This window comes from Pirellulales bacterium (assembly GCA_036267355.1).
In the GTDB taxonomy this organism is placed as follows: domain Bacteria; phylum Planctomycetota; class Planctomycetia; order Pirellulales; family DATAWG01; genus DATAWG01.
Window position 1 is genome coordinate 113,839 of the sequence record DATAWG010000042.1, and the last position, 14,026, is coordinate 127,864.

13 protein-coding genes are annotated in these 14,026 nt (G+C 61.0%); 10 read left to right on the plus strand and 3 right to left on the minus strand.

The features are described 5' to 3' along the window. Positions 1-86: 86 nt before the first annotated feature. Positions 87-1,097, plus strand: coding sequence for an ABC transporter ATP-binding protein (locus VHX65_07340; GenBank protein ID HEX3998345.1), 1,011 nt, complete (start codon positions 87-89; stop codon positions 1,095-1,097). A 10-nt stretch (positions 1,098-1,107) separates the two neighbouring features. Further along, positions 1,108-2,016 (plus strand): RluA family pseudouridine synthase, encoded by a 909-nt coding sequence (locus VHX65_07345; protein HEX3998346.1) that lies wholly within the window; start codon positions 1,108-1,110, stop codon positions 2,014-2,016. A 136-nt stretch (positions 2,017-2,152) separates the two neighbouring features. Here the strand turns inward: VHX65_07345 and VHX65_07350 are convergent, their stop codons facing one another. Then, complete coding sequence (locus tag VHX65_07350; protein HEX3998347.1) at positions 2,153-3,460, minus strand: DUF1501 domain-containing protein; 1,308 nt, start codon at positions 3,458-3,460, stop codon at positions 2,153-2,155. Positions 3,461-3,755: 295 nt separating this feature from the next. After that, a complete protein-coding gene (gene cysC, locus VHX65_07355) occupies positions 3,756-4,412 on the minus strand; it encodes an adenylyl-sulfate kinase (GenBank protein ID HEX3998348.1) in 657 nt (218 codons plus the stop codon). A gap of 480 nt (positions 4,413-4,892) precedes the next feature. Between cysC and VHX65_07360 the strand changes: the two genes are divergently transcribed. From VHX65_07360 to ispG, 7 genes are all read left to right on the plus strand, one after another. Next, on the plus strand, positions 4,893-5,762 hold the full coding sequence (locus VHX65_07360; GenBank protein ID HEX3998349.1) for a hypothetical protein: 870 nt from the start codon (positions 4,893-4,895) through the stop codon (positions 5,760-5,762). A gap of 141 nt (positions 5,763-5,903) precedes the next feature. Further along, the gene (locus tag VHX65_07365) at positions 5,904-6,143 is read left to right on the plus strand and encodes a hypothetical protein (protein HEX3998350.1); all 240 of its coding nucleotides are present in this window, start codon (positions 5,904-5,906) and stop codon (positions 6,141-6,143) included. Between the two features lie 48 nt (positions 6,144-6,191). Continuing rightward, a complete protein-coding gene (rimO, locus tag VHX65_07370) occupies positions 6,192-7,607 on the plus strand; it encodes a 30S ribosomal protein S12 methylthiotransferase RimO (GenBank protein HEX3998351.1) in 1,416 nt (471 codons plus the stop codon). A 97-nt stretch (positions 7,608-7,704) separates the two neighbouring features. Then, complete coding sequence (gene pgsA, locus VHX65_07375; GenBank protein ID HEX3998352.1) at positions 7,705-8,319, plus strand: CDP-diacylglycerol--glycerol-3-phosphate 3-phosphatidyltransferase; 615 nt, start codon at positions 7,705-7,707, stop codon at positions 8,317-8,319. A gap of 33 nt (positions 8,320-8,352) precedes the next feature. After that, positions 8,353-9,243, plus strand: coding sequence for a CPBP family intramembrane glutamic endopeptidase (locus VHX65_07380; GenBank protein HEX3998353.1), 891 nt, complete (start codon positions 8,353-8,355; stop codon positions 9,241-9,243). Between the two features lie 79 nt (positions 9,244-9,322). Then, a complete protein-coding gene (locus VHX65_07385; protein ID HEX3998354.1) occupies positions 9,323-10,411 on the plus strand; it encodes a Gfo/Idh/MocA family oxidoreductase in 1,089 nt (362 codons plus the stop codon). Between the two features lie 102 nt (positions 10,412-10,513). Then, positions 10,514-11,659, plus strand: coding sequence for a (E)-4-hydroxy-3-methylbut-2-enyl-diphosphate synthase (ispG, locus tag VHX65_07390; GenBank protein HEX3998355.1), 1,146 nt, complete (start codon positions 10,514-10,516; stop codon positions 11,657-11,659). Between the two features lie 83 nt (positions 11,660-11,742). On the opposite strand, the gene VHX65_07395 is transcribed toward ispG, so the two are convergent. Next, entirely contained in the window at positions 11,743-12,147 is a 405-nt protein-coding gene (locus tag VHX65_07395; protein HEX3998356.1) for a hypothetical protein, read from the minus strand. Between the two features lie 93 nt (positions 12,148-12,240). Here VHX65_07395 and VHX65_07400 point away from each other — a divergent pair, with 93 nt between their 5' ends. Beyond that, positions 12,241-13,971 (plus strand): lactate permease LctP family transporter, encoded by a 1,731-nt coding sequence (locus VHX65_07400; GenBank protein HEX3998357.1) that lies wholly within the window; start codon positions 12,241-12,243, stop codon positions 13,969-13,971. The last annotated feature ends 55 nt before the right edge of the window (positions 13,972-14,026 follow it).

Sequence of the window (14,026 nt, forward strand, 5' to 3'; positions counted from 1 at the left end):
GATGAAATGCAGCACGCGGAGGTGCGCAGACGCGGGGGAAAAGAAGAATGCACGGAATGGCGGCGATCGAACGAATAGGAACGCCGTTGGCTACGAATCTTCATCACGACCGCCCCATTGGCCCGGAACCGTGCCCGCATGGCAGCCTGGCCGAGCATCGGGCCGGGTCCGACGCGGTTTGCCTGGACGGTGTGAGCTTCAGCTATCCTTCGACCCGCGGGTCAGCGGATCGCTCGCTGGCGCTTCGCGATGTGACTCTGCATGTCGAGCAGGGCTGCAGCCTGGGAATCATCGGCCCAAATGGCGCCGGAAAAACGACGCTATTGAAAATCATTCTTGGCTTGCTCGAAGGATTTCGCGGCACCGTCCGAGTGCTGGGAATGACGCCGCGAGAGGCTTGCCGCCGGGGCGGGCTGATCGGCTACGTACCGCAGCGCCACGATGCCGAATGGCGATTTCCGCTCACCGTCAGGCAAGTGGTGCGCATGGGGTTGATCGGCAAAACCGGTCCGCTGCAGTGGTATTCGCGCGCTGATCGGCAACATGTCGAATTGCTGATGGAGCAACTCGGGATCGCGCCGCTGGCCGATCGCCCGATCGGCGATTTATCCGGGGGCCAGCAACAGCGGTGCTTCATTGCCAGGGCACTGGCCGCCAAGCCAAAAATCCTGATCCTCGACGAACCGCTCGTCGGCGTCGACGAGGCGGGGCAACAGCAGTTTGCCGAGTTGAGCCGCCGGCTGCACAATGGCTTGAATCCGGCGGCGAAGGGGCCGCGTGCGGCGACCGGCGATGGCGGTAGTTCGAGCACCGATTCGAAGCTGACTCTGGTGATCGTCAGCCACGATATTCGCGCCATTGCCGCGAGTTGCAGCCGCGTGGCTTGTCTCAATCAAATGATTCATTATCACGATTCGCCGGCCGGCCTAACCGAAGACGTGCTCCGCGAGGTGTTTCAGCACGAAATTTCGTCGGTCCTTCGCGCGCCAAAAACCCCTCCGCACGATTCGCTCCCCAGCATGCACGATCTGCAAGATAGCTTGCCGAAACCGCCGGCCGATCAAACGGCGAAGGAAAACATCGTTGGGCGGAAATAATCGATTGGCCATGCTCCAGCGATCCACGGTCGTAGCTCCCGAGCCGCTATTGGCATATCTGATCGGCTCGCTCGGATTGCAGCGCAAAACCGCCAAAACGCTGTTGAAGCACGGGGCCGTCGCCGTGAATGGCCGGACGGTGCGGCAGTTCGATCAATCGCTCGCGGTCGGCGATGAAATTGCGGTCAGCGATGCGCGAACCGCCGCCGCCGCCGACCGATTGAGGCATGCCCGAATCAAACCGGTCTTTGAAGACGACGCTATGATTGTCGTCGAAAAACCCGCCGGTCTGTTGACCGTTGCCACCGACAACGAGAAGACCGACACGCTGTTCGTTCGGCTGAACGAGTACTTGCGAGACGTTACCCGCACCGCCCGCGCCCCAACTTCGGATCAAGCGCTGGTGGCGCATCGGCTCGATCGAGACACTTCGGGCCTGGTGGTGTTCGCCAAAACGCCGGCGGCGCAACAGTATTTGCATGCCGCCTGGCCCGAGGTTGAAAAGATTTATCTGGCAATCGTCGTCGGCCGGCCGGAATCCGAGCGGGGCACGATCACGAGCTACCTCACTGAAACGACGTCGCTACAGGTTTTTAGCAACGATCGGGAAACGCCCGACGGACGATTGGCGGTCACGCATTATCGCGTGTTGCAATCGCGGGGCGAGTTTTCGCTCGTGGAGGTGCGGCTCGAAACCGGTCGCAAGCATCAAATCCGCGTTCATCTCGCCGGCCTGAGCTGCATCGTTGCCGGCGATCGGCGCTACGGGGCAAAGCTCGATCCGTGCCGGCGGCTGGCGTTGCACGCCCAAAAATTGACGCTTCCACACCCGACGAGCGGCGAGCGAATCAGTTTCACATCGCGACTGCCGTCGGCGATGCACAAACTGTTTCCAAGCTGGAAACAGCCGACGACTTGAGAGTGACGATATCGGTGGGCCATTCCCACGGCTCTGCGTGGGTGGTTTTGGCAAATAAACACATGTCCACGCAAGGCCGTGGACATGGCACCCATAATCAACTCCTATCGTCGCCCCGTTTCGGCGGCAATCCAGGTCAACCGATCAATTCGGCAATCGGGTCGGGATGGGTGACCAAGTATTGTGGCCTCCCGTTCGGGTCGCGGATAGTCGTGGTTTGCGGATCGATGCCGAGGAGATGATAGAACGTGGCGAACATTTCCTGCAAGTGGACGGGCCGATCCTGGGCGGTTTCGCCGTAGCGATTCGTCGAGCCGATCACCTGTCCCATCCGCATTCCGCCGCCGGCGACCAATGCACTTGCGGCCCGAGCCCAGTGGTCACGGCCGGCGCCGGGGTTGATCCGTGGAGTGCGGCCGAATTCGCCCCACATGACGATCATCGTGCTGCCGAGCAACCCCGAGGCATCGAGGTCCTCGATCATCGCGCTAAGGGCTGTATCGAGCGGAGGCAATTGCCGGCGGAGCGACGTGAAATTCTGCGCGTGTGTATCCCAACCGCCCCAACTCATGCTGATGATTCGGACGCCGGTTTCGATCAGCCGCTTGGCCACGAGGAACGTGCTCAAGCTTTGATCGGTGTTGATTCCATAGCGCTCGCGGACTTTTGTATCGGCCTTTTCCCAGTTGAGGGCATCCGCCATTTTGTTCGACGTGATCAGGCCGACCGCCCGTTGATTGAAGGCATCCATCGCATCCATGGCGTGCGTGCTATCGACGTCGCGGCGGATGCGGTCGAGCCGGCCAAGCAATTCGGTGCGGCTGTGGAATCGATCCAAACCGATTTGCTGCAACTGCAAATCGCCCCGCCCTTCGCTGTTTGGCCGGAATCCGGAATAGACGGGTCCGAGAAATCCGGTGACCGAATGGCCCGACAGATCGACAAATGTCGGCACCGACTTTTCGGTCGTCGGGCCGCGGAGCTTGGAAACGACGCAGCCCAAGCTCGGATGGCCACCGAGGCTCTTCAATTCGCTTTGCGACCAGCCGCTTTCCGTTTGATTCGGGGCATGTTCGTCGCGGATGTCGGTCAGCGAGCGGACGATGGCAATCTTCTTGCCCAACCCCGCCAGCTTCGGCATGAGGTGGCAGATTTCCATGCCGGGGACGGTGGTGGCGATCGGATGGAATTCGCCGCGGATTTCCGGCGGAGCGCTTGGCTTGAGATCGAAGGTGTCGATGTGCGAGGGGCCGCCCGAAAGATAAACGTTGATAATCGATTTCTGTGAGGCCGGCGCTTGCAGGTTGCCTTGGGCCGCCGCTGCCTCGCCACGGAGCAAGCCGGGCAACGTCAGTCCGCCGAAGCCCATGGCGCCGATCTTGAGAAAGTTGCGTCGTGTCAGGCCGTCGCAGTAGCTCTGCCGCTTGCCAAAGAGAGTCAGCATGGCTCGAATCCTCCGCGGATAAAGGTGGGAATCGCGGAACGACTTCGTCACACCAGCGGGCAAACTTCCTGTTTGGTGCGGCGGAAGGCGGGCAACCGGCCATCCGGCTGGTTTGCTAGGGATTCGTTATACCACTTCCGAGCGACAAATCAACCATTGTTTATGCTTTATTTTGAGCGGGCCACGCCCACAAGAAGGCACTCGCGAAACCGCAAGCGCGCATCGAACCGGCGCTTGAGCATCCGGCTCGCTTATGGTTTCGCGCGTCGGCAACCGCGGTGATTTCCGGCCGATATCAGCCGATCTTTCCCGCTTTTTCCAGATACGCGATCACTTCATCGGCCAGCGCGTCGGCCGATTTGGTGCCCCCGTCGAGGACGAGTTCCGCGTTTGCCGGCGCCTCGTAGGGATCGTCGATACCGGTAAAGCCCTTCAACTCGCCGGCCCGGGCCTTTTTGTAGAGCCCCTTTGGATCGCGTTTCTCGCACACTTCCAGCGGCGCATCGACAAACACTTCGATGAAATCGCCCGGCTTGAGCCGCGCCCGCACCGCATCGCGATCGCGACGATAGGGGCTGATAAACGCCGTCAGAGCGACGGTGCCCGAAGCACAGAACAACTCGGCGACGGCCCCGATGCGGCGAATGTTTTCCTCGCGGTCTTGAGCGGAAAAACCAAGCCCGAACCGCTTGGCAAATTCCTCGCCGTGCCGCTCCTTCAGCAGGGCGGGCGACGCGTTGAGGCCCATCCGCACATTGTCGCCGTCGAGCACAAAACTCTCCACGCCGCGCTGGTGCAGCTTATGGTCGACAAGGTTGGCGATGGTGCTCTTGCCGCAAGCGCTCAGACCTGTGAACCAGATCACGCATCCCTTGTGCTTATGAGATTGCTCGCGCTCTTCGCGGCTGACGCTGTGATCGTGCCAATGGACTTGAACTTTTTCTTCAGACATGGCGAGACGAACTCCTGAACTCGATTGTGAAGGCGTGACAAAAAAATACCGGCCGATTTGGAACACCGGATGATAGCCGAGCGCAAGAACTGCGCAAAGGGTGGGCATTTCCGCAGCGACAAAGTCTCGGCTGGATGCGCTTGTAAGTGGATCGAACCAGCACGGCGAAAGTCCTCGTCAAGGCGTGGGTTTGAGATTTGTCACCGAACGCAACTGCGTTGCCGCGACGCGGGCGAGCCCCGATGAGGTAACACCATCACCGGGAAAGCCGGATGTGCGAAATCCGCTTTTCCGGTTGGGCGGGACGTGGTGCCGAATTCACTCGGTTTTCCCGACTCCGATCTTAGACGCCCCAGGGGTTTGGCACGCGGCTGCGATTGTGTCTAGGATAGGGCTCCCGACCGCACGGACGGCCATTCACAAATCCACCGCGCCGGTCGACGTGCAATTCGCAGCGAGCCCCATGGAGTCGCCCCCAAAATGCGGTGCCGAATTCTAAGATATTGCCAGTCCCGATTGCGCTGGGCCCTGGTTGTGGTTGCACTGATCGTCTTTGCGAAGCCGCTCGCGGCTGGAGATTTCAGCACGCAAGTGATGTCTGCCACGTTCAAGATCATCGATCCAAAATCGACAGCCACCGCGTTCGTCCTCAGTCGGCCGCTCAAGGGAGAAAGGGGGAAGCCTGAGCAATTCGAATCGGTATTGGTCACCGCGGCGCACGTTTTCGAGCTGACCGAGGGAAACGACGTTACCCTGCAATTGCGCAGCAAGAAAGGGGAGGGCGATTATCAAAAATTGCCGATGAAACTGCCGATCCGCGCCCGCGGCAAACCGCTTTGGTTCAAGCATCCGTCGGCCGACGTGGCGGCGATCCGTCTTTCGCCCCCCAAGGAGGCCGAGATTCCGCGGCTTTCGCTAGACCTTTTGGCCGACGACTCGACCTATAAAAAATTCGAATTGCATCCCGGCGACCGGATTTTTGGCTGCGGTTATCCGCACCAGGTCGAGGCAAACGCCGCCGGATTCCCGCTATTGCGGAGCGGCGTTATTGCGACATTTCCCTTGCTGCCGGCAAAGACGGTGAAATCCTATTTCGCCGATCTGAACACCTTCGAAGGCGACAGCGGCAGCCCGGTGTTTTTCGACGAAACGAATCGCTCGTATGGGGGAAAGGCGCAGCCGGGCGCCGTGCGGCTGATTCTGGGCATCGTCATCGCGCAAGAATTCTTCGACGAGGAAGTAAAGATGCACTACGGCACGATCAAAGCCCGGCAGCGGCTCGGCTTGGCGATCGTCGTGCCGGCCGAATTCATCCGCGAAACCGTGCAACTGGTGCCGCCAAAACCGTGACCCTAAGCCGTATTTGCTCGAACTAGTGGTTGCCAGCTTGTCGACGCCGCCTCGTCAGCCAAGAGCTCACGGGGTATGATGAAGGAAGGTGAGAAACGGTCGCCCGCCGTCGGTGTATTCAGTCTTAGGTGATAGACAATGATGTCCTTTCGAAAAGTGGGCGAGTATGTTTCGGCCGAGCCGTTTCGGCCATTTCGGATTACGATGGCGAGCGGCCAAACTTACGATATTCGGCATCCGGAAATGATTCTCGCGGGCCGAGCGACGGTTCGCGTCTACACCGCCACCGGCGACGAGCAGCAAGAGCGCTGGCATGACCTTTCGCTGCTATTGATGGAAGCCTTGGAACCGATCATCGCAACGTCGGAAACCGCCCACTAACAACGCGTACTTGCTCATTTGTCGTTCCATTCTTAAGCATTTCCCCGCATGACCAGTTTGCCGATCATCGATTCGCCCGTTTTGCCGGTCGCCAAAGGCGCCCCTGCTGCTCCCGGTCAAAAGGGGACCTACGCCTTCGTCAGCCTCGGGTGCCCCAAAAATCTCGTCGACAGCGAACGGATGCTTGGGCTATTGCAGCTCGACGGCTATCGGCTCGTGCATGATCCGGTCGGCACCGATTTTGTCGTCGTCAATACGTGCGGCTTTATCGAGCGAGCTCGGCAGGAATCGTACGGGGTTATCCGCGAAATGCTCGCATTGAAGCGGCAGGGACAAACGCGCGGGGTGATCGTTTCCGGATGCCTGGCCGAGCGCGAGAAAGAGGCGCTGCTGGATGCTTGTCCGGGCGTCGATCGATTGGTCGGCGTGTTCGGGCGGGAACACGTCACGAAGATGGCCGACCGGCTGTTCGGCAATCTCGACGAACAACGGACGGTTTTCCAACCGGCTCCGACGCGGCCTCTTTCCGACCGTTCGCGGCTGCGGATCACGCCGCCGCATTTCGCGTATCTGAAAATCTCCGAGGGATGCAATCGGCTCTGCACGTTCTGCGCAATCCCGAAGATGCGCGGCAAGCACCATACGAAGCCGATGGAAGAAGTGATCGCCGAGGCCAAGGAGCTCGCGGCCGATGGCGTTCGGGAATTGAATATCGTCGCCCAAGATACGACCTACTACGGCATCGATCTCTACGGCCGGCCACGGCTCGCCGAATTGCTGAGCGAATTGACCCAGATCGAGGGGCTGGAGTGGATTCGCTTGCTCTATCTCTATCCGGAGCACTTTACCGACGAATTGATGGACGTGCTTGCCGACGATAACAAGATTTTGCCGTATCTGGATATTCCGCTACAGCACATCAACGACACGATGCTCCGCCGCATGCAGCGGCGCGTGAATCGCACGCAGACGATGCAACTTTTGGATCGGCTGCAGGCGCGGATCGACGGCTTGGTGTTGCGGACGACGCTAATCACCGGCTTTCCCGGCGAAACGGACGAGCAATTCAACGATCTCGTGGGTTTGATCGCCGAGCGGCGGTTCCAGCGGTTGGGTGTGTTCACCTATTCCTTCGAGGCTGGCACGCCGTCGGCCCGGCTCGACGGCCATTTGCCCGACGACGTGAAGGAAGCTCGGCGTGAGGCAGTAATGGCGGCCCAGCAAGAGGTAGCCTTTGCCTGGAACGAAGAGCAACTCGGGCAACAGCGCGAGGTGTTGCTCGATGCGCCGGTGCCGAATGAGCCCAACGTGTGGGTCGGCCGCACCTATGCCGAAGCCCCAGACATCGACGGCGTGGTGTATGTGACGGGCGAGGGATTGCAGGCCGGGCAGATTGTTCCCTGTGAGATCGTTGCCACGAGCGAATACGATTTGATCGCCGCCCCGGTGGGCGAACCGAGTTGAACAAGGCTACAGGCTTGAGGCTACAGGCTGAAGACGCCCGGTGGCCCGAGCCCGGAGCAAAACACCGTGCCGCAAGCCCTGTAGCCTGTAGCCTCCCATGTCCACCAGCACTGAAAAGGCCCGGCCGCCGCTCATCGATTTTCGCAAGGCATTCAATGTGCCCAACCAGCTCACCACGATCCGGCTGTTGCTGGGCGTGGTGCTGTTCTGCCTGATCGGGTTCGACTATTATCTTCCCGCGATGTACGTGTTTATCGTTGCCGCGGGCACCGACTGGGTCGACGGTTTTTATGCCCGGCGGTACAACCAAGTGACCACGCTTGGCCGGATTCTCGATCCGTTCGCCGATAAGATCATCATTTGCGGCACGTTCATTTTTCTTGCCGCGCTGTCCGCCGATTCGAAAATCACTTCGGCAATGGCGGTGATTGTCGTCGGGCGAGAACTGCTCGTGACTGTGCTGCGAAGTTTTCTCGAGCAGCACGGATCGGATTTCAGCGCCAAGATGTCGGGCAAGCTGAAGATGGTGTTGCAATGCGTGGCCTGCGCGGTGAGCTTGTTTGCTCTTTCGTATCTGCGCGCCAGTCCGCCGGTAGCGCCGCCGGCGTGGGTTCCGCCGACGCTGTTGATCGCCGTCTGGTCGGCGGTGGTGCTGACGGTGATCTCCGGGATCGTATATGTGTTCGCCGCGATCAAGTTGCTGCGGCAATAGAAACAGCTTTGCCAATAAATCCGTGATCGACCGATGCCCCCTGCCGACGCGCCGCTGCCGCTGGCGATAAAACTGTTGATCGGCGCGGTCGTGAGCCTTGGCCTTCTGACGGCTCTTTTTGTGGCAATCAAAGCGTGGCGCCGGCCGCCGCTGTTGCCCTACGAGCCGCGCCGACCGGTTCCCTGGGGGGCGAATGATCTGGTGCTCACGGTGCTGTTCATTTTCGTGATCGGCTACGCCGGCGCGCAACTCACGGCTCATGTTCAGGGCGCCCCGCCCGCGCAGGCGGGACAAGAAAGCAACACCGTTTCGGTGAACGGATACTACATCGGCTCTTTGGCCGAGCTCGCCGGCGTAGCCATCGCCATTTATCTGATGCGGCTAGTGGCGAACGCGACTCTTTCGGATCTGGGTTTCGGGATTCGGCGGCTCGGTCGCGACATCGGCGTCGGAGCGGTGGCGCTATTGGCGAGCGCCGTGCCGATTTACGGTTTGAATGAACTGTTGACCCGCTATGTCAAATACACGCACCAAGTGCTCAAATCGCTTGAATCGCAGCCCGACGTTCGGATGTTCGTCGCCACGGCCGTGGCAGCGCTCGTCGTGGCGCCGCTGTTCGAAGAGTTTTTGTTCCGCGTCTTGTTGCAAGGCTGGTTCGAAAAGATTGAGTCGCTGCGGCGCATGTTGCGGCTCGGCTTGCCCGGCGAGGGGCCGGCCTGGTGGCCGATCGTGCTCAGTTCATTTCTGTGGGCGATCATGCACTGGCAGAACGGCCTGGCCGCCGTGCCCCTCTTTTTCTTCGGCCTCGTGCTCGGCTATCTTTATCAGCGGTCGCACCGCATTTGGCCCTCAATGACCACCCATTTCCTGCTCAATGCAACCACAATGACCGCCCTCTGGTTTCAAATCCACCACGGCCACTAAGCTGATTTCGGCCATCGCGTTCTCTCCGCGTCTCCGCGTCTCCGCGTGATAAATCTTTGAACCAAAAGCAGGAGAATCCATGCCCTACGGTTTCGGCATCATCGGTTGCGGAATGATCGCCCGATTTCATGCTCATGCGATCGACGAAGTGAAAGGAGCCAAGCTGGTCGGGTGCTTCGACACATTCACGGCGTCGGCCGATCGTTTGGCCGCCGAAACCGGCTGCAAGGCCTATCATAAGCTGGAAGACATGCTGGCCGATCCGAAGATCAATATCGTCACGATCGGCACGCCGAGCGGAGCGCACATGGACCCGGCCGTCGCGGCCGCGAAAGCCGGCAAGCACGTGATCGTCGAGAAGCCGTTGGAAATCACGCTCAAGCGTTGCGATGCGATCATCGCCGCCTGCGAGCGCGGCGGAGTGAAGCTCTCGACGGTGTTGCCCTCGCGATTCCACGACGGCAGCCGCGAATTGAAACGGGCCGTCGATGCCGGCCGCTTCGGCCAACTCGCGCTCGGCGATTCCTATGTCAAATGGTTTCGCACGCAAGCCTATTACGACAGCGGCGCATGGCGCGGCACTTGGGAGCTCGACGGCGGCGGGGCGCTGATGAATCAGGCCATCCACAGCGTCGATCTGCTGACATGGCTGATGGGCCCCGTGGCGGAAGTGCAGGCCCAAACCGCCACGCTCGCCCACCAGCGGATCGCGGTCGAAGACACGGCCGTCGGCACGCTGCGTTTCGCCAACGGAGCGCTCGGCGTCGTCGAAGCCAGCACGGCCGCCTATCCTGGCTATCTCAAACGGATCGAAATCAACGGCTCCGAAGGCTCGGCCGTCTTGGAAGAAGAAGACATCACTCGTTGGGATTTCGTCAAAAGCCAGCGGCGCGATGAAGCGATCCGCGAGCAGATGCACCAGCGCCGCAGCACCGGCGGCGGCGCCGCCGACCCGTCGGCCATCGGCCATCACGGCCACGCCCGCCAATTCGCCGACGTCGTCAAAGCGATCCGCACGGACGGCACGCCCGCGGTCGATGGCCGCGAGGGGCGAAGATCGGTGGAAATTATCTTGGCGATTTACAAATCGGCCGAATCGGGGCGGCCGGTCTCGCTGCCGCTCTCAGGCGACCCGACGCTAACCGCCCGCCGGAGAACAAAGGCTTAAGACTACAGGCCGAGGGCATGAGGAAGTGAACTTTCCCGCGGCCGTGCGGTTAGCGACAATAGAACTGGCCTGATCGTCAACCGGTAACCTGCCCTTCGTCATATGCAACTCCCTCGCAATCCAACTCGCGCTGTCCGCATTGGCTCGGTCACGATCGGGGCCGGTCATCCCGTGGCCGTGCAAAGCATGACGGCGACGTCGACCCAAGATATCGCTGCCACCGTGGGCCAGGTGAACGATCTTGTCCGCTCGGGCGCCGATATTGTTCGCATCGCCGTGGACAGTCGGCGCGATGCCGAGGCGTTGGCTGCCGTGCGCGATCAAACATCAGCCAATCTTGCCGTCGATTTGCAAGAAAACTACCGACTGGCGGAAGTGGTCGCTCCGCATGTCGACAAGGTGCGCTACAATCCGGGCCATCTGTACCACCACGAACGCGAAAAGCCGTGGCAAGACAAGGTGCGCTACCTGGCCGACGTCGCGGCCGAGCACGATTGTGCGATTCGCGTCGGGGTGAATTGCGGCAGCGTCGATCCGGCCGCCAAGGGCCGATTCGCTGCCGGCGATTGGCTCGGCCCGATGCTCGCCAGCGCCCTGGAGCATTGCGAGCTGCTGGACCGATTGGGCTTCACGCGGTATTGCGTGTCGCTGAAAGATTCCGATCCGGCGAAGGTGATCGAAGTGAATCGGCAATTCGCGGCCGCCCGGCCCGACGTGCCGCTGCACCTCGGCGTAACGGAAGCCGGCCTGCCGCCCGACGGCATCATCAAAACGCGGATTGCATTCGAGCAACTCATTAGCCGTGGGATCGGCGACACGATTCGCGTCTCGCTCACCGTGCCGAATTCTCGCAAGGGAGAGGAAATCGCCGCGGGACGGCAGATTTTGGCCGATGTCGCCGCCGGCCGGGTCCGCAGTTTCGTCGATTTCGGGCTGAAAACGCTGAATATCATCAGTTGCCCGAGTTGCTCGCGCGTCGAGAACGAGGCGTTCATCGAACTGGCCGAGCAGGTGAAGGAGATGACTCGCTACGCCGAGCAGCATGCGATCACGATTGCCGTGATGGGCTGCCGCGTGAATGGCCCCGGCGAAACCGACGACGCCGATCTCGGCCTATGGTGCGGCCCGAAGCACGTCAATCTCAAGCGTGGCAGTGAAGATTTGGGGGCGTATCCCTACGATCAAATTCTGCCCCGCCTGCGATCCGAGCTCGACGACCTGATCGCCCGCCGCACACAGCCCGCATAGGCGGTCGGCGTTCCCCGAGCCCGCAGCGCTAGCAAGGAAGTCTTGCTTTGTGGCCATGCCGGCTGCCTTGAGGAAGGCTGGCTTCAGCGAATGGTTGGAAAGGCGCGGTGAACGTGATGAAGGTTCCTCTCTCCGAAATGAAAGACGACTTGGCAAAATACCTTCGTGTTGCCGAGAAGGAGCAGGTCGTAATCACGCGGCGTGGTCGCCCGGCTGGGGTCTTGATGGGTTTCGCCTCCGCAGACAAGTGGTTCGACTATCGGCTCGAGAATGAACCCCGCGTTCTGAAACGAATCGAGGCGGCTCGGAAGAGCTTGCGCCAAGGGAACGGGGTCAGAATCGAGGATCTCCCGCCGTCGAAACCGCCCAAAACCAAACGTCGGAAATAACGAATTGCCGCGCCGGGCTTTGCTGCCTCGACGAAATTTCACTTTCTGGACATCCGCGGCGAGTCGAGTTAGACTCGCCGTGCCGAACGGCTGCGGCATCGCGGGGTTTGCTTCTTGTCGTCGATTCGTGGCCGCGTTTTCTTTCCGCGGCTTGGCCACGGAATTCGTTTTGTCCGATTGCAGCAGGGCGCGATGGACTGGACGCAGCACTACAATCCGGCCGGCTCGGAGATTCTTTCGACCGCGCTTGCGGCGCTGCCCATCATCGTGCTGCTCGGCCTGCTGGGATTGTTTCGCTGGACCGCGCCGAAGGCGGCGGCGGCGGGGCTGTTGACGGCGCTTTGCGTGTCGATCCTGGCGTTTCGCATGCCGGCGAACATGGCGTTTTGGGCGGCCGGCCTGGGGGCTTGCTTCGGGCTGTTTCCGATCGGCTGGATCGTGTTTGCCGCCGTGTTTCTCTACACGCTGACGGTCGAGTCGGGCCAATTCGAAACGATCAAAACCTCGGTGGCAGCGCTCTCGCCCGACCGGCGAATTCAAGCGCTCTTGATCGCCTTCAATTTCGGCGCGTTTCTGGAAGGCTGCGCGGGGTTCGGAGCGCCCGTGGCCATTTCATCGGCATTGATGATCGGCGTCGGCTTTCCGCCGCTGTATGCCGCCGGCTTGGCGCTGTTGGCCAACACGGCCCCGGTCGCATTCGGTTCGCTCGGGATCCCGATCACCACGTTGGGCGACGTCACGAAAATCGATGCGAACATTCTCAGCGTCATGGCCGGCCGGCAGTTGCCGTTGTTCTCGCTATTGATTCCGGTGTGGATGGTGCTCTTGATGTCGGGCTGGCGGGGATTGCGACAAGTCTGGCCCGCCGTGTTGGTGGCAGGGGGGAGTTTTGCCACGGTGCAATTCGTCGTCTCGCAGCATTTTGGCCCGATGCTGGTCGATGTCGCGGGGGGGCTGGTGTCGCTGGTGGTCATGGCGATTTTCTTGAAGTTCTGGCAACCGAAAGAACTATGGCATTTTGCCGGCGAGCGCGAGGCCGTGCCCGACCCGGTGGCCGAAGCAGCGGGCGGGCCGGACGAAGCTGCGGGATCGCCGCGGCAAGCGTCGCCGCAAAAGAATTCGCAACCAGCCAAGCCCCGGGTCTATACCCACGGCGAGGTCGCGCGGGCCTGGGTGCCGTGGCTGCTGATGTCGCTATTGGTGTTTGCGTGGGGCCTGCCGCAGTTTCGGATGCTGGTCGAAACCCGCACGACGGTCAATGTGCCGGTGGCGGCAATTCATAATCGCATTTATCGGAGCGAGCCCGTGGTGGCGCCGCCGGCCAAGGCCGAGGCGGCCCTGTTCAAATTCAATTGGCTCTCGGCCACGGGCACGGCCGTCATGTTCGCCGCGATTCTCACGGCGATTTGGCTTGGAATTTCGCCGTGGCGGTTCGCCAGAACGTTCGTCCGGACGCTCCGGGCGTTGGCTTGGCCGCTGTTTACGATCGCCGCCATGCTGGCGATTGCCTACACGACGCGCTACAGCGGCACCGACGCGACGCTCGGCCTGGCATTCACGCACACGGGCGCGCTGTATCCTTTTTTCGCCCCGTTGCTCGGCTGGCTGGGCGTCGCGCTAACCGGCTCCGACACATCGTCGAACGCCTTGTTCGGCGACTTGCAACGCATTACCGCGCAGCGGCTCGGGTTGAGCCCGGTGCTGATTTGCACTTCGAACAGCACCGGGGGCGTGATGGGAAAGATGATCGACGCGCAAAGCATCGTCGTCAGCGCTTCGACGACCGGCCAGGCAGGGAACGAATCGCAGATCCTGCGTTTCGTGTTTTGGCACAGCCTCGCCTTGGCCTGCCTGATGGGCCTGCTGGTCGTGTTGCAAGCCTACGTGTTCACCGGCATAGTGCCGGCACTACCGGCGAAATAAATCATTCGCGAGGCCGGAGTAGCTACACTAGCCCGAAGCGTTAGCGAGGGTGCCA